This is a genomic window from Streptomyces sp. NPDC001903 (assembly GCF_042891345.1).
Taxonomy (GTDB): domain Bacteria; phylum Actinomycetota; class Actinomycetes; order Streptomycetales; family Streptomycetaceae; genus Streptomyces.
In genome coordinates, this window is record NZ_JBIASZ010000007.1 from 290,874 (window position 1) to 312,933 (window position 22,060).

19 protein-coding genes are annotated in these 22,060 nt (G+C 74.3%); 15 read left to right on the forward strand and 4 right to left on the reverse strand.

Going from position 1 to position 22,060, the window contains the following annotated elements:
- Positions 1-127: 127 nt before the first annotated feature.
- Positions 128-3,004: an AAA family ATPase gene (locus ACFYZS_RS18645; protein ID WP_389013273.1), complete on the reverse strand. Its 2,877-nt coding sequence runs from the start codon at positions 3,002-3,004 to the stop codon at positions 128-130.
- 362 nt (positions 3,005-3,366) lie between these two features.
- Between ACFYZS_RS18645 and ACFYZS_RS18650 the strand changes: the two genes are divergently transcribed.
- The 3 genes from ACFYZS_RS18650 to ACFYZS_RS18660 all read left to right on the forward strand — a co-directional run bounded on the left by ACFYZS_RS18650 (position 3,367) and on the right by ACFYZS_RS18660 (position 6,863).
- A complete protein-coding gene (locus ACFYZS_RS18650; RefSeq protein ID WP_389013474.1) occupies positions 3,367-3,981 on the forward strand; it encodes a response regulator transcription factor in 615 nt (204 codons plus the stop codon).
- Positions 3,982-4,152: 171 nt separating this feature from the next.
- A complete protein-coding gene (locus tag ACFYZS_RS18655; RefSeq protein WP_389013275.1) occupies positions 4,153-4,827 on the forward strand; it encodes a DUF4255 domain-containing protein in 675 nt (224 codons plus the stop codon).
- A complete protein-coding gene (locus tag ACFYZS_RS18660; protein ID WP_389013278.1) occupies positions 4,824-6,863 on the forward strand; it encodes an AAA family ATPase in 2,040 nt (679 codons plus the stop codon). Before ACFYZS_RS18655 ends, ACFYZS_RS18660 begins: the two co-directional genes overlap by 4 nt.
- 105 nt (positions 6,864-6,968) lie before the next feature.
- On the opposite strand, the gene ACFYZS_RS18665 is transcribed toward ACFYZS_RS18660, so the two are convergent.
- The gene (locus ACFYZS_RS18665; protein WP_389013282.1) at positions 6,969-8,423 is read right to left on the reverse strand and encodes an RICIN domain-containing protein; all 1,455 of its coding nucleotides are present in this window, start codon (positions 8,421-8,423) and stop codon (positions 6,969-6,971) included.
- Between the two features lie 169 nt (positions 8,424-8,592).
- Between ACFYZS_RS18665 and ACFYZS_RS18670 the strand changes: the two genes are divergently transcribed.
- The 4 genes from ACFYZS_RS18670 to ACFYZS_RS18685 all read left to right on the forward strand — a co-directional run bounded on the left by ACFYZS_RS18670 (position 8,593) and on the right by ACFYZS_RS18685 (position 11,378).
- Positions 8,593-10,179 (forward strand): phage tail sheath subtilisin-like domain-containing protein, encoded by a 1,587-nt coding sequence (locus ACFYZS_RS18670; RefSeq protein ID WP_389013285.1) that lies wholly within the window; start codon positions 8,593-8,595, stop codon positions 10,177-10,179.
- 73 nt (positions 10,180-10,252) lie between these two features.
- The gene (locus ACFYZS_RS18675; RefSeq protein WP_376011565.1) at positions 10,253-10,696 is read left to right on the forward strand and encodes a phage tail protein; all 444 of its coding nucleotides are present in this window, start codon (positions 10,253-10,255) and stop codon (positions 10,694-10,696) included.
- Positions 10,696-11,223, forward strand: a complete 528-nt coding sequence (locus ACFYZS_RS18680; RefSeq protein WP_389013288.1) for a hypothetical protein — start codon at positions 10,696-10,698, stop codon at positions 11,221-11,223. Before ACFYZS_RS18675 ends, ACFYZS_RS18680 begins: the two co-directional genes overlap by 1 nt.
- Positions 11,220-11,378 (forward strand): DUF6760 family protein, encoded by a 159-nt coding sequence (locus ACFYZS_RS18685; RefSeq protein WP_376011571.1) that lies wholly within the window; start codon positions 11,220-11,222, stop codon positions 11,376-11,378. Before ACFYZS_RS18680 ends, ACFYZS_RS18685 begins: the two co-directional genes overlap by 4 nt.
- A gap of 55 nt (positions 11,379-11,433) precedes the next feature.
- Here ACFYZS_RS18685 and ACFYZS_RS18690 read toward each other — a convergent pair whose 3' ends face one another.
- Positions 11,434-11,976 carry a hypothetical protein gene (locus ACFYZS_RS18690; RefSeq protein WP_389013291.1) on the reverse strand — a complete coding sequence of 181 codons (543 nt, stop codon included), beginning with the start codon at positions 11,974-11,976 and terminating at the stop codon, positions 11,434-11,436.
- Positions 11,977-12,573: 597 nt separating this feature from the next.
- The gene (locus tag ACFYZS_RS18695; protein ID WP_389013294.1) at positions 12,574-12,741 is read right to left on the reverse strand and encodes a hypothetical protein; all 168 of its coding nucleotides are present in this window, start codon (positions 12,739-12,741) and stop codon (positions 12,574-12,576) included.
- A gap of 982 nt (positions 12,742-13,723) precedes the next feature.
- Between ACFYZS_RS18695 and ACFYZS_RS18700 the strand changes: the two genes are divergently transcribed.
- From ACFYZS_RS18700 to ACFYZS_RS18735, 8 genes are all read left to right on the forward strand, one after another.
- Positions 13,724-14,551 (forward strand): hypothetical protein, encoded by an 828-nt coding sequence (locus ACFYZS_RS18700; protein WP_389013297.1) that lies wholly within the window; start codon positions 13,724-13,726, stop codon positions 14,549-14,551.
- A 59-nt stretch (positions 14,552-14,610) separates the two neighbouring features.
- Positions 14,611-15,036 (forward strand): phage tail protein, encoded by a 426-nt coding sequence (locus ACFYZS_RS18705; protein WP_389013299.1) that lies wholly within the window; start codon positions 14,611-14,613, stop codon positions 15,034-15,036.
- A 16-nt stretch (positions 15,037-15,052) separates the two neighbouring features.
- The gene (locus ACFYZS_RS18710; protein WP_389013302.1) at positions 15,053-15,784 is read left to right on the forward strand and encodes a LysM peptidoglycan-binding domain-containing protein; all 732 of its coding nucleotides are present in this window, start codon (positions 15,053-15,055) and stop codon (positions 15,782-15,784) included.
- Positions 15,784-17,688, forward strand: coding sequence for a VgrG-related protein (locus ACFYZS_RS18715; RefSeq protein WP_389013304.1), 1,905 nt, complete (start codon positions 15,784-15,786; stop codon positions 17,686-17,688). The genes ACFYZS_RS18710 and ACFYZS_RS18715 overlap by 1 nt, the downstream gene beginning before the upstream one ends.
- Positions 17,689-17,779: 91 nt before the next feature.
- A complete protein-coding gene (locus ACFYZS_RS18720) occupies positions 17,780-18,256 on the forward strand; it encodes a GPW/gp25 family protein (RefSeq protein WP_389013307.1) in 477 nt (158 codons plus the stop codon).
- Positions 18,256-20,214 carry a putative baseplate assembly protein gene (locus tag ACFYZS_RS18725; protein ID WP_389013310.1) on the forward strand — a complete coding sequence of 653 codons (1,959 nt, stop codon included), beginning with the start codon at positions 18,256-18,258 and terminating at the stop codon, positions 20,212-20,214. The genes ACFYZS_RS18720 and ACFYZS_RS18725 overlap by 1 nt, the downstream gene beginning before the upstream one ends.
- Positions 20,211-20,774, forward strand: a complete 564-nt coding sequence (locus ACFYZS_RS18730; protein ID WP_389013313.1) for a phage tail protein — start codon at positions 20,211-20,213, stop codon at positions 20,772-20,774. Before ACFYZS_RS18725 ends, ACFYZS_RS18730 begins: the two co-directional genes overlap by 4 nt.
- Positions 20,771-22,048 (forward strand): NADase-type glycan-binding domain-containing protein, encoded by a 1,278-nt coding sequence (locus ACFYZS_RS18735; RefSeq protein WP_389013316.1) that lies wholly within the window; start codon positions 20,771-20,773, stop codon positions 22,046-22,048. The genes ACFYZS_RS18730 and ACFYZS_RS18735 overlap by 4 nt, the downstream gene beginning before the upstream one ends.
- Positions 22,049-22,060: the final 12 nt, after the last annotated feature.

The following is a 22,060-nucleotide window of genomic DNA, read 5'->3' on the forward strand; positions in this document are numbered from 1 at the left end:
GCCCTGTGGATAACCATTGATCGTTCAACATCCACAGGTTCGGCGGGGCCTTGACGGGGTGTCGGAGCGGTCGGGTTCCATGGGGTCATGAACACGCACCAGTCCCGTCCGTCCCGTCCACCACGCCCTACGTCCCGCCGGCCGGCAGCCGGTCCAGAGCCGCCGGGAGCTCCGCGCGCCGGCGGATGCCCAGCTTGCGGTAGGCATGGGTCAGGTGGGTCTCCACGGTGCGCCGGGCGAGGTGCAGGAGCTCGCCGATCTCGGAGTTCGTCCGCCCGCCCGCGGCGAGTTCCGCGATGCGCCGCTCGCTGTCGGTCAGCGCAGCCGGCCCGGTGTACGGGGTCGCGGCGCGGCGGGCACCGCCCTCGCGCAGCACGTGTTCCGCCACGGCGCGCAGCCGGACCGCACCGATGCGCTCGGCCCGCTCGGCCGCCTCCCGCAGCGGATCGCGGGCCCGCGTCCGGTCTCCGGCGGCGACGAGCTGCCGTCCCTGGGCGATCAGCGCCGCGATTAGTTCCGTCTCGGCCGGCGTGTCCCGCAGCAGCCGTACGGCTTCCTCGGCCAGCCCCAGTCCTCTCACACCGCCTGTCGCCGCGCCCAGGACGCGCAGGCAACGCCCCACCGTGCGGGGCGTGTTCCAGACTATGGCCAGCCTCAGCTCTTCGTGGGCCAGGGCCAGGGCCTCCTCGGGCCGGCCCAGCGCCAGCCGGCATTCGGCCGCGGCGGTCCGCCACGGCGTGACGACCGGGCTGACCACCTCCCGTTCCGCCTGGCGCCGCCCGCACTCCAGGAAGTCGTCGAGCGCACCGGCCGGATCGCCCGACGCCGCGCGCAGACGACCGCGCGCGTACAGAAATCGGGGCAACTCCCAGGAGCCCGCCGCGTCGCGCGCCTCGCTGCGGTCCGCGAGCGCCGCCGCCTGCTCCGGACGGCCGGTCTCCACCAGCGCCAAGACGGCCGCGGCAGCCGCGTCCATCCGCGGACGCGCGTCGCCGGCGCCCTCGAGGGCATGCCGCGTTCCGGGGTCGGCGAGCAGTGCGGCGTAACCGCCGCGTGCGCAGGCCAGGTCCGCCCGTACGGTCAGGAGCGCCGCCTGAAGCGGATGCAGCAGCGAGGCGCGCTGCCCGGCAAGGGCCCGGCCGGACAGGCGCTCGGCCTCGTCCAGTTCGTCGGCCCACAGGGCCACGGCCGCGGACGCACCAAGAAGAATCGATTCCGCAAGCGGGTCGGCGGGGACCTCCAGCAGGGCTCGGACGCGTCCCATCGCCGCCTGGGCCGAGACCAGGCCGGCCGTCGCCTCGTACCGCACCAGGAGCGCCTGCCCCGCCGTGCCGACCAGGCCCGGTGCGAGCGCGGCCGTCTCACGCAGCCGGCCGTACACCTCGCGCCGTACGGCCGGATCCCGGTCCGAGAGCAGCGCCGAAGCGGACCACAGCGTGCGCGCGAGACCCTGGTGATCCGTCAGCCGCTGTTCCAGGGAGCGCAGTACGCCCACGGCCGCCCGTACCTCGCCCCGTCCGGCCAGTGCCGTGCCGTGCGCCATCGCCGAACGCACCCGGTCCCCCGGCGTGTCCGCCACCTGCACGGCCTCGGCGAGCCGGGGCAGGCCGGCCGCCGACCGGCCGCCGGCGAATTCCAGGGAGCCCAGTTCGGTGAGGACCGCGGCCCGGCGGGCGGACGGCATCTCCTCGTCCAGCACGCGCCGCAGAAAACCTGCGGCGTCCTCGCCGCGGCCCGCCCCGACCGCGCGGGCCGCGGCGTCCAGCAGGACGTCGGCGGCCCAGCTCCCGAAGGGCGCGGGAGCCCGCAGCAGCTGTCCGGCCACGGCCTCGGCGCCCGCGCCGCGGCGCAGCATCACCTCGGCCGCCCTGCCGTGGGCCGCCTTCCGCCGGTCACCGGACCAGCCGCCGACCACTGCGTCCCGCAGCAGCGGATGGGCGTAGCGGGGGCGGCCGTCCGGGCCGGGGCGCAGCAGCCCCAGGCGGGTCATGGCGGTGAGCCAGCCGTGCGTCCGGGCCGGGTCGGCCCCTGTCATGTCGGCGAGCAGCCCGGCGTCGCCCTCCTCGTACACGCCCGGGTGGCCGGCGCCGTCGCGAGCGCCCTCGCAACCCCGGTCCCCGTCCCGGTCCCCGCCTCGGCCGTCACTCACCACGGCGAGCGCGCGGGCCACGTCGACGGTCGCGGACCCCGCGCTGTCCAGCCACCACGAGACGGCGGCCGGGTAGGCGCCCGGGTAGAGCGCGGCGCAGGTGTCCGGCACCGCCGGGGCGCCGTCGCGGCCGGGGGGTTGCGCCGCGAGGTCGTCCAGCAGGGCGTGCAGGAGCAACGGACTGCCCGCACCGGCCCGCACGACGTCGTCGACCCACGCCGGGGAGGGCAGCGCGCCGGCGACCGACCGCACCAGCTCCGCCGCCCCGTCCGGGCTCAGCGGGGTCAGGGTGTGGGTGCGGACGAGGTGGGGCGGGAGCGCGTGGGCGAGGCCCGGCGCCGGCGGTTCCACGTCGTACTGGCTGCGCTCGGTCGCCACGAGCAGCACAGGCAGCCGCTCCACCAGCCGCGCGGCTTCGGTCAGCCAGCCGCGCGACAGCGGATCGGCGAGCTGGACGTCGTCCACGGCCAGGAACAGCGGCGCTTCTTCGGTCCATTCGAGCAGTGCACGCCACAGCCACGCGGCCCGTTCGCGGTGGAGCGCGGCGCCGGAATCGGCGTCACCCGGCGGTTCCATCGTGGGACACGCCAATTCCGGGCCGTCCTCGAACAGTTGCCTGACCGCGGCGAACGGGGCGACGGGCCCGGGTGCGCAGCGGGCCCGCAGCACCCACATGCCGTGCGCAGCCGCCTGCTCGGCGACGGCCTCCAGGAGCGCGGTGCGGCCGCTGCCCGTGGTCCCCCTCAGCAGCACCAGGCCGCCGGAGCCGGACCGGGCGCGCTCGGCCTCGGCGGCGACCATCGCCATGGCCTCCCGGCGCTCGGAGAGCGCTCTCGGTACCGGCCTGGCTGACATGGCTGACTCCCGATGTCGTGGATGTCTAGTGGTCGGCCCCGTGGTGCGGCTCGTGGTTCTCCACGATTGTCCGACGGTCCGCCGGTACGCGAGCGTGATGCCCGTCCTCCTGTCACGCATCTCACAACGCGGACGGGGGCCACGCCGACCTAGGGGACCAGTTGACCACCTCATTCCTGACCGCGAAGACCGGACCGGCCGGGGTCGCCGAGGCAGCCCGGACGCCGACCGGGCCGAGGAACAGGCCGACCACGCCGAGCACGCCGACCGGGACGAACAGGCCGGCCGGGCCGGCCGGGCCATCCGCGTCGGCCGCCACGACCAGGACGGTCGCCGGCGCCGCGGCGGATCCGGGACACCGGATACGCGTCGTGGTCCACGCGCCGGATCCGATCTCCCGGGCGGGGGCGGTCAGCCAGCTGCGGCAGCACCCCGTGATCGACCTGCGCGACGAGGCCGAGACGGGGCCCGGGACCGTCGCGGTGCTGATCGAGGAGACGCCGGACGAGAAGACCTTCGCGCGCCTGCGCAGACTCGTGCGGGGCGAAGGCGCCCGCGCCGTCCTGGTGGTCAACGCCGTCCGGGAGGCCGAACTCCTCGATGTCATCGAGTGCGGTGTCGGGGCCGTCGTCTGGCGCCACGAGGCCACCACGCACCGCCTGCTCCAAGCCGTGCTCGCGGCCTCGCGGGGCGACGGCGACCTCCCCACCGACCTGCTGGGCCGGCTGCTCGGCCAGGTGCGCATGCTCCAGCGGTCCGCAGCCGGACGGACCGGCGCGCCCGTGACGGGGCTGACGGCACGCGAGGCCGACGTCCTGCGGCTGATCGCGGAGGGGCTCGACACCGCAGAGATCGCCGGCAAGCTCGCGTACTCCGAACGCACCGTCAAGAACGTGATGCACGGGCTGACCACCCGCCTGCACCTGCGCAACCGCGCGCACGCCGTGGCCTACGCCCTCAAGGAGGGCTACATCTGAGCACCGCTCCGGGCTGCCGCTCCGGCTCCGAGGGCAACGGCACAGGGCCGCCCGGACACCCGGGTCCGCCCCCGAGTGCTTGCGGGCCGCAGCCGGCCGGAAGAAGAATTCGACGGCGCCGTCCCGTGATCACCACAGGGGCGGCACCTCAGGCAACGCGGGAGCACGACGATGATCCACGAGGTGGACGAAGTCCTCGAACGGCTGTTGACCGGCGGCGCGCTGGCCGGTTCCGGCATCGACGTCTCCTTCGATGCCCCGACCCGTGACTGGTCCGCCAGGCGCAACGCCACCGCCGTCAACGCCTACCTGTACGACATCCGCGAGGACGTGAACCGGCGCCACCGCGGCACGGTCCCCGTCAGTGACGACAGCGGAGCCGTCCTCAAGCGCCGCCAGCCTCCCCGCTGGTTCCGGCTGTCCTATCTCGTCACCGCCTGGACCAAACAGCCGAAGGACGAACACCGGCTGCTCTCCGCCGTACTGGCCACCCTGCTCCCGCGCGAGATCCTGCCCGCCGAGGAACTCGGCGGATCCCTGCGCGCGCTGGGACTGTCGGTACCCATCACCGTCGCCGGCGTCCAGAGCGAATCGCGCTCCCTGGCCGAGATCTGGTCCGCCCTCGGCGGTGAACTCAAGCCGTCCCTGGACGTGGTGGTGACCGCTCCGTTCCCCGCGTACCCGGAGTACGACGTCGGCCCGCCGGTCACGGAGGGCGCGGTGCGGGTACGAGCGCTCGACGGCACCCTGGAGGACTCGCCGGAGCGGCGGCACCGGCCGCGGCACGCGGCGGCCGCCGCGGCGGCGACCGCCCGCGCCGCTGCGGCGGCGGGTGAGCCCCGATGACCGACCCGGCGCCCGCACTCCTCGCGCGCCTGGACCGGGTCCGCGAGCGGGTCGCCCTGCTGGTCGAGCAGCGCGGCGCCACCGACCCCACGGCCGCCGATCCGCTGCGCGGGCTGTACCTCTCCGTCGACGCCGTACGGCACCTGCTGGACTCCGCGGCGCCGGATCCGTACGCCCGGCCCCATGAGCCCGAGTCCGAGTCCGAGTCCGAGCCGGGGGCCGGGGCCGCCCCCCGGCCCGCCGACCACGCGATGCGCGAGGCCACGGCACCGGAGGGCGGCGACCGGCTGGCGCGGCTCGCGCACCGGCACGGACTCACCGAGCTGGACGCCTGCCTGCTCCTCATCGCCCTCGCACCCGACATCGACCGCACTTTCGAGCCGCTGTACGGCTATCTGAACGACGACGTCAGCCGGCGCCGCGCCACCACCGGCCTCGCCCTCGACCTGTGCGGACTCCCCGTGCACCTGGCGCCGGCACGGGCCAGGTTCCATCCGTCGTCTCCCCTGTGCGAGCTCGGTCTCATCGAGGTCGAGGAGCCCGAACGCCCCTTCCTCAGCCGTGCGCTGCGCGTCCCGGACCGGCTGATCGCCCATCTGCTCGGCGACGACGCCCCGGACGCCGCGCTCGCGCGGCACGTACGCCCGCTCGCCGCGCCTTCCCAGCCGTACGACGAGGACTTCACCCGCCGGCTCGCGAACCGGCTGGCTGTCGCCGGCCCGCTCACCGTCTACCTGCGCGAACTGCGCGAGGGAGACGGTCTGGCCGTCGCCTCGGCGGCCCTGCGCGCAGCCGGTCTCGACGCCCTGCACGTCACCTCCCCGAGCGGTGACGTGCCGTACCCGGAGCTCCTGCGGGAGGCCCGGCTGCGCGGCTGCGCACTGGTCGTGTCACAGGTGCCCGACGAGGCGGGCCCGCTGGTCCGGGCGCTGGCGGCGAGGGACGTCCCCGTGGTGTTCATCGGCGAGCGGCCCTACGACCCCCACTGGTGCGACCGGGATCCGCTGGTCCTGGAGGCGCCCCGACTGCCGGCGGGAGCGGAGGCGGCCTGGTCGGCCGCGCTCGGCGAGGCGCCGGAGTTCGACCTGGCCGCGACCGTGGCCCCGTACCACCTCGGCGCCGACCGGATCGTGCGGGCCGCGCGCGCCGCGCGGGAACTCGCCGCGTTCGACGGCGTCCCGACGAGCGCCGCGCACCTGCGGCTGGCCGCGCGTCAGCAGTCCGCGTCCGGTCTGGAGCGGCACGCCCGCCGGATCCGGCCCGGCGTCGACTGGGAGGACCTGGTCCTGCCGGACAAGCCGCTGGCCCAGCTGCACGAACTCGCGCTGCGCGCCCGCCACCGCGACCGGGTCCTCGGAGACTGGCGGCTCAGCGCCGGCGGCGGCCGGGGCCGTGGCGTCCTCGGGCTCTTCGCGGGTGAGTCCGGTACGGGAAAGACGCTGTCGGCCGAGGTCGTCGCCGCCGAACTGGGCCTCGACCTCTACGTAGTCCAGCTCTCCTCGGTCGTCGACAAGTACGTGGGCGAGACCGAGAAGAACCTGGAGCGGATCTTCACCGAGGCCGGCCGGACCGATGCCGTGCTCCTGTTCGACGAGGCGGACGCCGTCTTCGGCAAGCGCTCCGAGGTCAAGGACTCGCACGACCGCTACGCCAACATGGAGAGCGCCTACCTGCTCCAGCGCCTGGAGTCCTTCGACGGCATCGCGCTGCTCACAACCAATCTGCGGGCCAACATCGACGAGGCGTTCACCCGGCGGCTGGACCTCGTGATCGACTTTCCGTTCCCCGACACGCAGCAGCGCCTCGCGCTGTGGAGGCACGCCCTCGCCCGCGTGCCGTGCGCGGACGACACCGATCCCGAGTCCTGCGCCGACGAGTTCGAGCTGGCCGGCGGGTCGATCCGCAGCGCCGTGGTCACCGCCGCGTACGCCGCGGCCGGCCGGGGCGCCGTGGTCACCACCGCCGATCTGCTGGAGGGGGCCCGCCGCGAGTACCGCAAGGCGGGCCGCCTGGTTCCGGGCGAGGGCGGCTGGTAGCCGCGGGCGGCAGTCGTCGTACGCGCGAAAGACCGGTGCCCCGACCGTCATCGACGGCCGGGGCACCGGTATTCACCGTAGGGGGGGTTCACCCCTTCCACCCGTTCAGGGGTGGACGAGCTGCCAGTTCGGCTCGGTGGGATTGACGAGCTGCCACTTCTGGGTCTCGCCCTTGACGCAGTCGTGGACCACGAGCCGCATCGGTGCGGCGCCCCTGCCCGCCTTGTCCAGGCAGGTGTTGTTGCTGGACGCGTTGCGGATCCAGTAGGTGTCGCTGTCCTGCTTCTCCAGCCACCACAGCTGGTTGTCGGTCCTGCTGTTGCAGCCGTACGTGGAAATCGGGGTGTGGGTGGGCTTGGCGCCCAGCCCCGGCAGGTCCATGCAGAGTCCGCCCTTGACCGCGCGGATCAGGAAGAGGGCCGTGCCCCCGGGGCCCGCCTTCGGGTCGACCAGCTCCAGGTTCCAGCGCTGGTTGTCGGCGGGTTTCGGATTGCAGGTGCCCGCGCTGACGGGGGCGCCCCGGACGGCCGGGTCGGCGCCCGGGACGTCGGCGCACGCCTTGGCCTCCCTGAGCCTGAGCAGGATGTTGTTCACCGAGTGCGGATCGGCTTTCTTCGCGGGGGGCTGCGGGGCCCCGGCTCCGCCGCCTCCCCCTCCCCCTCCCCCTCCCCCGCCGCCGCCCGGAGCCTCGGACGGCATCGGTTCTCCGCCCGGGGCCGCGGAGGGCGCGGCGGGCTGCACGGGCGGCGGGGCCAGGCTCGGCTCCGGCGACGGGAGCGTGGTCGCGCCGGCTTCCTGGAGCTTCTCCACCGCCGCGCTGCGGACTTGGGGCCTGTAGGCGATCCAGAGCATCACGAACGTGACGGCCAGGGCCAGGAGCACGCCGAGGAAGGTGGCGAGCCAGCCGGGCAGGAACCCGCGCTGGACGTACCTGCCGTCGACGTCCACCGGAGCCGTCCCCGAGCGGTGCACGGCCAGCGTGTACGGCCGCTGCTGCTTCGACCCGAACCAGATGATCTCGCGCGGCTTGAGTTTCGCCTTCACGAACGCGGCGCGGCCCGGAGCGATCTGGACGTTGCTCGGGGTGATCTCGTACGACAGCTGATCACCGTTGTCGCTGCCGCTGATGGAGGCGGTGAGCGTGGTGTTGCCGATGTTGTCGATGGCGAGCCTGGGGCGGCCGCGGATGCGGCCCTTGACGGTGGGCGGCACCAGCTCGGTGCGCATCTCGCTGAACGGCGTGATGGTGAGGTTGCCCTCCGGGACGGTCACCGCCTCGGGGTGCTCGGTGGGCGTGATGCGCACGGCGTACGGGTTCGGCCCGGCGGTCGCGTCGGGCGTGCGCGGAGGCGAGAACGTCAGCTCCACCGTGCCCGTGGTCCCCGGGTAGAGCCGGAGCGCGGCCGGTTCGACGACGGTCCACGGGGCGATGGCACCGACCGGCTCGAAGCGGTACTCGTCGACGACGTCACCGGTGTTGCGCAGCCGCAGCCGAACGGTGGTACTGCTGCCGGGATCCACGGTCGCGGAGGCAGGCTCCAAAGAAGTCCAAAGGCTCACGCCACGACGCTACGACGGACCCCGACGGCCGGTCAGAAGCCGCGAGGCAGCCTCCGCTGCCCCCGCGGGCAACAGCACTGCCCTCGAACGGGCACCCGAGGCCGTTACGCCGGACCGGCGCGCGGCCGAGGGTAGGGGCAACTGTCTCGTACCCCGAGGAGAGCAGAGCATGCCGTCCTACCTGTCGCCGGGCGTCTACGTCGAGGAGGTCGCCAGCGGCTCCCGCCCCATAGAGGGGGTGGGCACCTCCGTGGCCGCCTTCGTGGGTCTTGCGCCGACCGGCCCGCTGAACGAGCCGACTCTGGTCACCAACTGGACCCAGTACGTCGCATCCTTCGGTGACTTCACCGACGGGTACTACCTGGCGCACAGCGTCTACGGCTTCTTCAACAACGGCGGTTCGGCCGCCTACGTCGTCCGGGTCGGCGGCGCCGCCGCGGGCGCGTCCGCCGACCCGGCCTCCCCCACCGCCGCGGTCGGGGGTGCGGCGGCCCCCGCCGCGCTGCCGCCCGGCGAGCCGAAGCGGCTCGGCACCTTCACGGTGGCGGCCGCCGCACCCGGCTCCCTGCGCGTCGAGGTCGCCGATCCGGAGGGCGACGGTCCGCCCGAGCGGTTCAAGCTGATCGTCAAGGACGGCGAGAAGGTCGCCGAGACCTTCGACGTGACCGCCAAGAAGGGCGGGCGCAACTACGTCGTGACGCAGGTGAAGGAGCACTCCAAGCTCATCACCCTGCAGGAGGCGGCCCCCGCCGCGCAGCTGGCGCGCCCCGAGAACCAGACGGTGGCGCTGGCGGCCCCGGCCCAGGCCCCCGTGCCGGCCGTCCCGTCCGGAGCCGACGCCTCCCACCCCGGCCCCGCCCAGTACCTCGGCGACTCCGCCGACCGCACCGGCTTCGGCGGCCTGGAGGCCGTCGACGAGATCTCGATGGTCGCGGTTCCCGACCTGATGGCCGCCTACCAGCGCGGCGCGATCGACCTGGAGGCCGTCAAGGCGGTCCAGCTCGGGCTGATCGCGCACTGCGAGCTGATGGGGGACCGCGTCGCCGTCATCGACCCGCCGCCCGGCATGAACGCGCGCGAGATCCGTGTGTGGCGCCAGGAGACCGCGGGCTACGACTCCAAGTACGCGGCCCTGTACTACCCCTGGATCAAGGCCTTCGACCCGGCGACCGGCCAGTCCCGGCTGATCCCGCCGAGCGGCCACATCGCCGGCATCTGGGCCCGCAACGACTCCGAGCGCGGCGTGCACAAGGCGCCCGCCAACGAGGTCGTACGCGGCGCGGTGGACCTGGAGCTCCAGATCACCCGCGGCGAGCAGGACCTGCTCAACCCGATCGGCGTCAACTGCATCCGTGCCTTCCCGGGCCGCGGCATCCGCGTCTGGGGTGCCCGCACGATGTCCTCCGACCCGGCCTGGCGCTACCTGAACGTGCGGCGCTACTTCAACTACCTGGAGGAGTCGATCCTGATCGGCACCCAGTGGGTGGTGTTCGAGCCGAACGACCACCACCTGTGGGCGCGGATCCGGCGCAACGTCTCGGCCTTCCTGGTCAACGAGTGGCGCAACGGGGCCCTGTTCGGTGCCCGGCCCGAAGAGGCGTACTACGTCAAGTGCAACGAGGAGACCAACCCGCCGGAGTCGGTGGACCTCGGACGCGTCATCTGCGAGATCGGCATCGCTCCGGTCAAACCCGCCGAGTTCGTCATCTTCCGGCTGGCCCAGTTCTCCAGCGGCAGCGGCGAGCTGGAGGAGTAGCCCTCCCCCCCCCCACTCCCCCGCCTTCCGTTTCCCCGAACCAGTCAAGACCCCTCAGAAGGACAGAACACACATGAGTCTTCAGCCGGGTGACGCCCTCACCTCACATAATTTCGGCCTCCAGATCGACGGCGTGATGGTCGAATACCTCGCGGAGGTCAGCGGCCTCAGCCTCGAACAGGACGTCATCGAGTACCAGCAGGTCTCCTCGCAGGGCAAGGCCGTGGTGAAGAAGCTGCCGGGCGTGAAGAAGGCGGGCACCTGCACCGTCGTCCGCGGCATGACGCAGTCGGCCGCCTTCAACCAGTGGATCAACGAATCGGTCGCGGGGAACATGGGCAGCGCCCGCAAGAACGCCACGATCATGGTGATGGACTACCAGGACAACCCGATCAAGCGCTACAACATGCGCAACGCGTGGTGCAGCAAGGTCGACACCAGCACGGTGAAGGCCGGCGAGGCCGCCGCGCTCACCGAGACCGTGACGATCACGTTCGAAGAACTGGTCATCGAATAATGCGCCGTACGGCTCTCAGGGCCGGCGCGGCGACGGCGGCCGCAGGCGCGGGCGCGGGCGCGGGCGCGGGCGACGCGAACGGCCGTGCCGCGGCGGAGGCCGTGGCGGCGCCGGGGCCGTCGGCCGGGGTTCCGGCCGCGGCCCCGGCGGCCCGGCCGCTGCGCACGGAGTTCTCCTTCGAACTGCCGCGCGGCTACGTCGACGATGCCGGAGCCGTGCACCGGGACGGGACCATGCGGCTCGCGACCGCCCGGGACGAGCTGATCCCGCTGCGGGACATGCGGGTGCAGGAGAACCCGGCCTATCTGTCGGTGGTGCTGCTCGGCCGGGTCATCACCCGGCTGGGCAGCCTGCCGCTGGTGCACGACGGGGTGGTGGAGAACATGTTCGCCTCCGACCTGGCGTTCCTGCAGGACTTCTACCGGCAGATCAACGCCGAGGGGCACACCCGGGCCGGCGTGACCTGTCCCCACTGCGAGCAGCCGTTCGAGGTCGAACTCGGCGGGAGCCGCCTGGGGGAATCGTGACGTACGCGAACGACCGTCTGCACGAGGAGATCGCGTACATCGCCTACCACTTCCACTGGAGCCAGGAGGAGATCCTGGACCTCGAACACCGTGACCGCCGCCGGTACACCGAGCAGATCGCCGGGTTCGTGGCCCGTGCCGCGGCGGAGGGGTGAGGACGGGCATGGGACTTCTCGGCAGGCTGATGGGTGGTCTGACGGGCGGCCGCGGTCAGGCGGACGCGGCGACGGAGCCTGATGCGGGGGCGGTTCGTCCCGCCTCCGGGTCCGCGTCCGGGTCCGCGGGTGGCTGGTCCGCCGCCGGCTGGTCCGCGCTGCCCCCGATCCAGCGCGTGACCGCCGGCGCGGCCGGGCCCGTGGCGGACGCGGGGTTCGGCCGTCGCCTGAGCACGTGGCAGAACCCCTGCTTCGGCGGGACCATGTCCCACGCCGTGCTCGCCGGTGCGCCGGGCGGGCTGGTCAAGGGGATGCTGAGCCCCGCGGCGCGCCCCGGCTCCGGACTCGAACTGCCCTCGCTCACCCTGCCCGTCGTGTCGTACGGGAACCAGGGCGACGGGGCTTCGGAGGGTCTGCCGGCGCAGCGGGCGGCCCTGCCGGCGCCGGCCCCGCGCCGTGCGGGCGTCGGGGTGACCCCGGTGAGGCAGGCCCCCGGGGCGTCGACCTCGCTGACCCGGTCCCCGCGCACCCCTGCGGTGCAGCGGCGGGCCCTTCCGGTGGCACCCCGGGTGCCCTCGCCGGACGCGGCGGCCGCCACCGCCGAGTCCGCACCTCCGGGTAGGGCCCCGGCTGACGTCCGGGAGGCTTCGGCCGGCCCGCGTCCGACTCCGACTCCGGCTCCGGCTCCGGCTCCGGCTCCGGCTCCGGCTCCGGCCGGCACGGTGGCCCGGCTCCCCGGCACGCCATCGGCCGCCCCAGCGCCCCCCGTACAGCGAAGCGCCGCTTCCGCAGCACGGCGAACGGGACCGGCTGCCGCTGCGTCCCCGCCGCCCGCGGCTTCGCCGACCCCGGTTCGGCGGAGCACCGCCGGCACCCCGACGCGGCCCGCGGCCTCGGATGCGGGCCGAGCGGCCGCCGCCGAGCCGAGCCGGCCGGCCGCTCCGGCGACCCCCGTCCAGCGGCAGACCCCCGCGCCGTTCACGCCCGGCCCGGAGCGGGCCGGCGGCGCCCGTCCGTCTCCGAGTGCGCCGTCGGCCGGTCAAGCGGCGCCGGTTCAGCGGAGCGCCGCCGGCAAGACGCAGCGCACCGCGGCGGGGCACACGGCCTCGGGCCGGGGTGCGGACCGGGTGCCCTCCACCGGCCCGGGGCCGGTACGGGCTGCCGACACGCCATCGGCTTCTCAGGCGGCGCCGGTTCAGCGCAGCGGTGCCGACGAACGCTCGGAGCCGGGACCGGGACCGGGCATGACCGCGGCCACGAGCTCGCGACCGGCACCGGCCCACTCCGCCGACGAGTTCGGCACCCCGAGCACCTCGATCCAGCGGCCGTCGGTGCGCGCGGCCCCTGCCGCCGTTGCGGGCACGACACCGACTGCCGGGGCCTCCCCGTCACCGACTGCGCCAACGGCCGCTCGGGCGACCCCCGTGCAGCGGAGCGCTGCCGCCGGCGGGCCGCAGACGGGATCCCGCATGCCCGTTTCCCCCACCGCGGCTCCGGTCCGGCGGAGCGTCGCCGACGGCCCGTCCACCCCCCGGAACGCGCCGAGGCAGGGGGCGGGAGCGGCTGCGCCCGCAGCCGGTGGCCTCGGTCCGGCGACGCCCGAGCGGCGGCACACGGCACCGGTTCAGCGGAAGGCGGCGGACACGCCGCGGCAGCCGGGACCGGGCGCGCCCGTGTCCGCCTACTCCGCCCCCGTCCGGCGGATGACCCCCGACACGACGCGGCGCACCGGACTCGGCACCCCGATATCCGCCGGCCCGGTCCCGGCCGGGCCCGTGGCTCCCGTATCGCCCCTGGCCGGCGAGGCGGCCCCCCTCCAGCGGCGCACCCTCGATGCGGCTCGGAAGCCGGCCCCGGCTCAGGTGCGGCCGGGCGGCCCGACCCCGACCGGAGGAGCGCTCACGTACGGAAATCAGACGGCCCCCGTCCAGCGGGCAGCGACCGACCGGGCGCGCCGTACGGGGCTCGGCGCACCGGTCTCCGCCGCCCCGGCCACGCCCACGGCTGCTCCGTCGTCCCTTCTACGGCCCGCTGAATCCACCGCGTCTCGGCATGCCCCGTCGGCCGACAAGCCGACCCCGGTTCAGCGGAGTGCCACGAACAGATCTCCGCACCCGGCTCCGTCCCTGCCCGCGTCCGCCGGCCCGGCTCCGACTCCGGCTCCGACTGCGGACGGGGCCTGGACTCCGGCTCCCGCCGCGTCCCCGGTCCCGGTCCCGGTCCCGGCTCCCGCCGCGTCGCTGGTCCCGATTCCCGCCAAGTCGCTGGTCCCGGTCTCGGGCCCGGTCCCAGGGCCGGCCTCAGGCCCGGTCTCGGGCCCGGTCCCGATCTCGATGCCGGTGCCCGTGCCGGTGCCGGTGCCCGCGTCGATGCCGGTGCGGGTCCAGCGGAGCCCCTCGTCCGGCCCGACGTCCGGCCCGACGTCCGGGCGGGCGCCGGCGGGCGCGTTCCCGTCGGCGAAGCGCGCGGCCGCCGAGCACCCGACCGGCACCGTGCAGCGGGCCGTCGCCCGGCGCACTCCAGCCCGGCCCGAGGACCTTCCCGTACGGGCGCTTGCTCCCGCGCGGGCGCTGACGTCCTCCCTGCCGTCCGCGGCTCGGCCGGTTCGCTCCCCTCTGCCGCAGGCGAAGCCGGCCGTACGGCTCGTCCCTGCCGTCCCTCCCGCCGTCCCCGTACGGCCGCTCGCCGTACAGCGCCTCGCCGACCCGAAGCCCCGGACGGTTCCGGGCGCCGGGGGAACGGCGGCTCACCACCCGTCCGTGCGGCGCCGCCCCCTGCCCGTCGCCGCGCCGAACGCGCCCGAGGCGCAGCCCGCCGTGGCCGTCATGCCGGTGCAGCGGTTCTCGGCGACTCCTCACCTGCCACCCGTGCCTCACACGCCACCACCACCGCCCCCGGCTCCCCGGACCGTCCAGCGCGCAGCCGAACCCGCACCCCTGCGGACCACCACGACGCACCCCGGGCAGACCACGCAGACAGCACGGACCGTGCAGACCGCGCAGCCGCGCGGTGACGCCCCCACCCCCGACCCCGCCTTCAACCCCCGTTCCCTGACCGAGTTCCAACTCGACGAGCTCACCCACCGGCTCATCAGCCGGATCACCCGGCAGCTCCGCACCGAGTTCCGGCTCGACCGGGAGCGCATCGGGAAGCTCCGCGACCCACGCCGGTGATCCCCCGCCACCCGACCCCACGGACCCCGACTCCGGCAGCACCCAGAAAGGCCCACTCGATGCCCCGCGATCTCGACCCGGGCTCCACGATCTTCTTCACCCTCACCATCGACGGCGAAAGCCTCGGCTACTTCAACGGGTGCGAGGGACTCTCCTCCACGGTGGAGATCGAACAGCGTCACGAGGGCGGCAACAACGGGTTCGTCTGGCAGCTCCCGTCCCGGGTGACCTTCTCCAACATCCGGCTGACCCGCCCCCTGACCCCCGACACGGCCAAGGTGGCGGCCTGGATCTCCTCGATCACCACCGGCGTCACCCGCCCCACCGCCCAGATCGCCGCACTGCGTGCCGACGGCTCCGAGGTGGCCCGCTGGGGGCTGATCGACGTACTGCCCGTCAGCTGGCAGGGCCCGTCCCTCGACCCGAACAGCCCGGCCGTGGCCACGGAGGTCCTGGAGATCACCCACCACGGGTTCACGGACTGAGAGGGGACGACACCACATGGCTGCCAAGGGAGGAAAGGGCGGCGCGGGCAAGAGCCTCGTGCGCGCCTCGCTCGCGATCCACGAGCCGCCGATCGGCCAGAGCACCACGCCGGGCGCGCTGATCAAGAACTTCACCTTCTCGTTCAACCCGTCCCGGCTCTCGCTCGGCCGGCGGGCGCAGTGGAAGGCCACCCCGACCGCCGCGGTGCGCGACGGCGCCGTCCCGGAGTTCATGGGGCCCGAGCCCCGGGAGATGACGGTGGAGATCTTCCTGGACTCCTCCGGCCGCCCGGGCTCCAACTCCGTGCTGAAGAAGGTGGAGGCCCTCTTCTCCTGCTGCGAGGTGACCGCGAAGAGCATCGCCGCGAAGCAGCCCTCCACCCCCTGGGTGGTCTTCCAGTGGGGGTCGTTCTCGACGGCCCGCTTCACGGCGTACGTCTCCTCCGTGGACGCCGCCTACTCCCTCTTCAGCACGACGGGCGTGCCGGTCCGGGCCACCTGCCAGGTACGGCTGCACGAGATCCCCGGCAAGACCAAGGGGCAGAACCCGACCTCCGGCGCGCTCACCGCACAGCGCGTGCACCGCGTCGTCGCGGGCGACACCCTGCAGTCGCTGGCCTGGCGGGAGTACGGGGACGCGAACGTCTGGCGGGCGATCGCCGAGGCCAATGGCATCGACGACCCGTCGCAGCTGCGGACCGGTACGGAAGTGGTGCTTCCGGCGGCCGAGGAAGTGGGTGGTCCCTGATGGTCCAGGCGTCCTTCTCCAACGTCGTCCACGTCTCGATCGGTGGCGCGAAGCTCCCCGACCACGTCGCCGACGACCTCGTCGGCGCATGGGTCGACCTCGGGGCCGGGGTGCCCGGCGCGTTCCGGCTCACCTTCCGCGATCCGCACGGGCTGCTGCTCGGCGAGCTGAAGGTCAAGTTCGGCGCGAAGGTGGCCATCGCGCCCGTCGCGGCCGGCAAGGGCGCGGGGTCACCGCTGCTCACCGGCGAGGTGACCGGCATGGAGACCGACTACGACGGCACCGGCACGTTCACCGTGATCCGCGGCTACGACCCGGGCCACCGGCTGATGCGCCGGCGCCGGGTCGCCGCCTACCGCAACCAGACGGCCGCCGACATCGCCCGCAAGCTGGCCGGGCTGAGCGGCATCCCGATGGGCAGGGTCCAGGCCACCAAGACGGTCTACGAGTTCATCAGCCAGTCGAACGTCACCGACTGGGACTTCCTCTCCCGGCTCGCCGACGAGAACGGCATGGTGATGTCGCTGGACTCCAAGGGCATGTTCCAGTTCGTCCGGCCGACCCCGGCCGCCGGCGCGCCACCGACGAGCACCGAGGGCGAGAAGAGCCCGTTCGTGCTGCACGCCGGCCAGGACGTGCTGCGCTGCCGGGCGGCGGTCACCGCCGCGGACCAGGTCGGAAGGGTCGAGTCGCGCGGCTGGGACGTCACCACGAAACGGCCGCTGATCGCGCCGGCGCCCACGACCCGCACCTCGGCCGTCTCCATCGGCACCACCCCGGGACAGGCGGCCTCGGCGTTCGGGCCCGGGAAGCTGGTGGAGACGGAGACCCCGTACGACCGCCAGTCGGAGGTCAAGTTCGCCGCCGACTCGCTCGCCGAGGACATCGCCTCCTCCTTCGCCGAGCTGGAGGTCACGGTGCGCGGCAATCCGAAGCTGCGCCCCGGAGTGCCGGTCACCCTCAGGGACGTCGGCACCCCGTTCGAGGGCAAGTACACGGTGACGTCCGTACGGCACGTCTTCGGCGACGACAGCCACTACCAGACCTGGATCACCGTCAGCGGCCGGCAGTGGCGCTCGCTGTACGGGCTCGCCTCCGGCGGGGGCGCGACGGCCGCACCGAGGCTGCCGAGCGTGGCCAACGCCCTGGTCACGGACGTGCAGGACCCGCTGAAGCAGGGCCGGGTGAAGCTGCGTTTCCCCTGGCTGGACGACACGTACGTCAGCGACTGGACCCGCACCGTGCAGCTGGGCGGCAAGGCCGGGGGCGGGATCTTCCCGCTGGACGTCGGTGACGAGGTGCTGGTGGCCTTCGACCGCGGGGCCCTGGACCATCCGTTCGTCATCGGGGGCCTCTACAACGGCCGGGACGTGCCGACCCCGGTCAAGGACGTGCCGCTGCACGACGGGCTGCGGAAGAAGGCGATCCGGCACACGCTGTCCGACCGCGACGGCAACCGGGTGGACCTGCTCAGCCAGACGACCGGGGCCCGCAAACAGGGCGTGCGGATCGCCTCGGGCAACGACCGGCTCACCATCAACCTCGACCGTACGAGGACCGAGATCACGGTGGACAGCAAGGGCTCCGTCACCATCTCGGGCGGCACGTCGGTGTCGGTGGAGGCGGGTACGGACCTCACGCTGAGCGCGCGCCGGGCGCTGACCATCAAGAGCGGGGGGCCGCTCAACATCCAGGGCCGGGGGCTGGTGAGCCTCAGGTCGCTCGCGGGCGCGGTCAACGTCAACGCGATGGGCGCCCTCAGCCTCGGTGCGACGGGCGCGGCGACGCTCAGCGCGGGCGGGAGCGTCCAGGTCAACGCCGTCGCGAACGTGGGCATCCGGGCCGCCACGCTCATGCTGCAGGGCGCGGTGCTGGTCAACAGCAAGCCGTACCCCATCCCGTGACGGCCGCAGAGCCCGCGCGGCCCGCGAAGTCCGTGAAGTCCGTGAAGTCCGTGACGTCCGTGTCGAGAAGGAGAAGGCAGGTGGTCTGCTGATGGCCGAGCAGTTCGTCGGGTCCGGCTGGGCGTTCCCCCTGCGCATCGGGCCGACCGGGGGCATCGCCCTGGTCAGCGGGGAGCGGGAGATCGAGGAGGCCATCCGGCTGGTGCTGGCCACCGCGCCGGGCGAGCGGCCGATGCGGCCCGAATTCGGCTGCGCCATCCACGACCTGGTGTTCGCGCCGGTCAACGAGGCGACCGCGGGCCGCATCCAGCACGAGGTGTACGTCAGCCTCGACCGCTGGGAGCCCCGGATCGAGGTGACCGACGTCGACGTGAGCGCGGGCTCGGACCAGGGCGTGCTCTTCATCGACGTCCGCTACGCCATCCGCGGCACCAACAATCCGCGCAGCCTCGTCTTCCCGTTCTACGTCATCCCCTCCCACGACGAGCCCGGCGAGGGCGACCCGGCCGCCGCGGGCGCCTCTCATGCCGCGAGCACCTCAGGCACCTCTCTGGAAAGCGAAAGCTGATGGCACTGCCTTCCCCGAACCTCGACGACCGCCGCTTCCAGCAGTTCGTCGACGACGCCAAGCGCTACATCCAGCAGCGCGCCCCGGAGTGGACGGACCACAACGTCTCCGACCCGGGCGTCACCCTCGTGGAGACGGTCGCGCACATGGCGGACCAGATCGTCTACCGGCTGAACCGGGTGCCGGACAAGAACCACTTGGCCTTCCTCGACCTGGTCGGCATCCGGCTGTTCCCGCCGTCGGCCGCCCGTACGGACGTCACCTTCTGGCTCTCCGCGCCCCAGGAGGAGCCGGTGCTGCTGCCTGCCGGCACCGAGGTCGCCACCCAGCGCACGGAGAGCGAGGAGGCGGTCGTCTTCGCCACCGAGCGGGAACTGAGCGTCGTGCCGAGCGAGTTGCTCCATCTCATGGTGCAGCGCCGGGGCGAGGCCGTCACCGACATGACCGCCGACCTCACGGAGGCCAAGGACGTGATGTGCTTCGCCGAGGCCCCGCGGCCCGGCGACTGCATGCTGCTCGGGCTGAGCTCCGCCGTACCACATTGCGCGGTGGCGCTGGTCCTGGACAGCCGGGTCGACGGTGTCGGTGTGGACCCACGGCAGCCGCCGCTGGTGTGGGAGGCGTGGACCGAGGACGGCTGGGCCGCCTGCGAGGTGGACCGGGACGGCACCGGCGGCCTCAACCGGCCGGGCGAGGCCGTGCTGCACGTCCCGGGCGGCCACGCGCTGTCCCGCACCGGCGGGCGGGAGGCCGGCTGGCTGCGCTGCCGCGTCACCGAGCCGCTGGCCGGGCAGCCCTTCTACACCACCTCGCCGACCGTTCGGTCCGCCGAGGCCTTCACCATCGGCGGCACCACCGGCGCCGTGCACGCCGAGACCGTGTACGACGAGGCCCTCGGCGACGCCTCCGGCCTGCCCGGCCAGCGGCTGCGACTGGCGAACGCGCCCGTGGTCGGCGACGACCCCCCGGTGCTGTTGCAGAGCGCCGAGGACGACGGCTGGCGCGACTGGCAGGTCGTCCCCCACTTCGCCGCATCCGGCCCGCACGACCGCCACGTCACGCTCGACGCCGCGACCGGGGAGATCGCCTTCGGCCCGGCGGTACGGGAGCCGGACGGCTCCCTGCGGCAGTACGGGGCGGTGCCCCCGCAGGGCGCGGTCCTGCGGGCCCGCCGCTACCGCGTCGGCGGCGGCAGGGCCGGGAACGTGGCGCGCGGCGCCGTCCAGGTGCTGCGCAACTCCGTCCCGTACGTCTCCGAGGTCGTCAACCGGGAGGCCGCGCGCGGCGGGGTCGACGGCGAGACGGTGGCGGAGGCGAAGACGCGGGCGCCGATCACGCTCCGGGCCCAGGAGCGGGCGGTGACCCTGCGCGACTACGAGGAACTCGCGCGCCGCGCCGCCCCCGAGACCGCCCGGATCGCCTGCCTGGAGGGCGAGGAGAGCGAGCACGGGGCGTACGCGGTACGGGTGCTGGTGGTCCCGCAGGCGGTGCCGGATCCGGGAGGGCGGCTGCGCTTCGAGCAACTGGTACCCGGAGACGCCCTGTTGCGGCGCATCACCCGCCACCTCGACGATCGCAGGCTGATCGGGACGCGGCTGGCGGTCGGACCGCCCTTCTACCAGGGAGTCACCGTCGTCGCGACCGTGCACGCCTTCCGCGGTGTGGACACCGACCGGGTGCGGCGCCGGGCCCACGACGCCGTCCACCGCCACCTCGACCCGCTGACCGGCGGCGCCGAGGGCACGGGCTGGCCGTTCGGCCGCCGGGTCCAGGCGGGCGAGATCCACGCGGTGCTGCAGCGCGTGGCCGGCGTGGAGCTGGTCGACGAGGTCCTGCTGCACCCGGCGGACCCGCTGACCGGCAAGCGCGGCGAGGCCACGGACCGGATCGACCTCGAACCGGCGGCGCTGGTCTTCTCCTTCGACCACCGGGTGCGCGTGATCGGGGACGACGCGTGAGCGCCAGGGGATCCGTCGACGGGCTGAGGTCCTCCGCGCCGCTCGGCGCGATGCTGCCCGCGGTCTTCGCCGAGGACGAGCTGGCGCAGCACTTCGTCGCCGGACTCGACGAGGTCCTCGCCCCGATCCTCAATGTCCTGGACTGCCTGGACTCGTACTTCACCCCGTCGCTGGCCCCGGTGGACTTCACCCGCTGGCTGGGCGGTTGGGTCGGCGCCGAGACCGACGGGAGCGAACCGGAGGACCGGCTGCGCGCCGCCGTGTCGGCCGCCGCGCACCTGCACCGCGTACGGGGCACCCGGCGCGGGCTGGCCGAGGCGGTCCGGCTGGCCTTCGGGGCGGAGCCGGAGATCAGCGAGAGCGGGGCCGCCGACTGGAGCGCCCGGCCGCTCGGCCCGTTCCCCGGGGAACGGCGGCCGCGCCTGCACGTCACGCTGCGGCTGCCCGATCCGACCTCCGCGGACGAGCAGCGGCTCGACGACCTCGTGGCGGCGGCCCGCCCCGCCCACATGCCCTACACGGTCAAGGTGACCGCCGCGGAAAGGACTCCCGAGATATGACCAGCCAGACCCCCGTTCCCGGCGCGCGGAGAGACGGGGCCGACGCGCACTGCGCCGAGTGCGGCACCCGGGCCGAACCAGACCAGTCGTTCTGCGACTCCTGCGGCGCGGTGCTGGGCTGGGCCGACCGCGCGGGCGCGATGGGCTCGGCGGCCGGCGGGGCGGGCACATCCGGATCCGGGCCCGCCGCCCCCACCCCTCCCGCTTCCACCCCTCCCGCCTCCACACCCGCCGCCTCCGCACCCGCCGGTTCCACCCCCGCCGAGCCGGCCGGGACCGAGCCCGCCGCGGCCGAGGTGGCGGTGGCCGAGGTGGCGGCGGCCACCGCCACCACGTCCATGCTCACCGCGGCCGTGGCCCCCGCCTCCGACGACGCGGCAGCCCGGGCCAGGTCCCTGCTGGTGCCGGTCGCCGATGCGGAGCCCCGGGAGGCGGCAATGCCGTCCGTGGCACCCGTACTGCCCGGCCGCCCGGTCGCGGACCGGCCCCAGGTCCGCACCCCCGGCCGGGAGACCGGGGCCGAGGGCGGTCCGCCCTGCCCCTGGTGCGCCACGCCGAACCGGCCCGACCGGCACTTCTGCGGCGTGTGCGCCATGCCGCTGGCCGCCGGCCCCGCCGTGGCCGGACGCCGTCCCTGGTGGCGCCGCGTGCTCGGCTTCCGCAACCGGGAGACTCCTTGGGCCGGCGACCGCCCGCGCCTGCGCCGCGGCTTCGGGTACCTCATGACCTGGGTGCTCTGGACGCTGGTGCTGACCCTGCTGATCACCGCGATCGTCAACGCGGACACTGCCGTCAACGCCGTCCGCGACCACTTCGCCAAGCGCACACCGGTCGGACCGGACGCCGTCGAGGCCTCGCACTCCTACCCGGGGAACGACCCCCAGCTCGCCTTCGACAAGCTGAACAACACCTGGTGGGGCCCGGGAATCAGCCAGTCCGGCGCCGGGGAATGGGTCGAGGCCCGCTTCGACCAGCCCACCCGGCTGCTCGACGTCATCATCACCCCCGGCGTCTCCGCCCGCGCCGACAAACTCTCCCAGTCCGCCCTCCCGCGCCGCGTCGAGGCCGTGATCACCACCTCCGACGGCAAGACGGCCACCCGCGTCCTCACCCTCGATCAGGCCGCGGGCGGCCAGCGCCGCGCCTTCCGGGCCGCCGACGTGACCTCCGTGCGGTTCGTCCTCCGCTCGGCCTACGCCGCCGCCCCCGACAAGCAGGTCGCGATAGCCGAGGTGGAGTTCTTCGGCCCGTCGAACAGCAGCCGATCCCAGTAGCGAGGGTTCCTC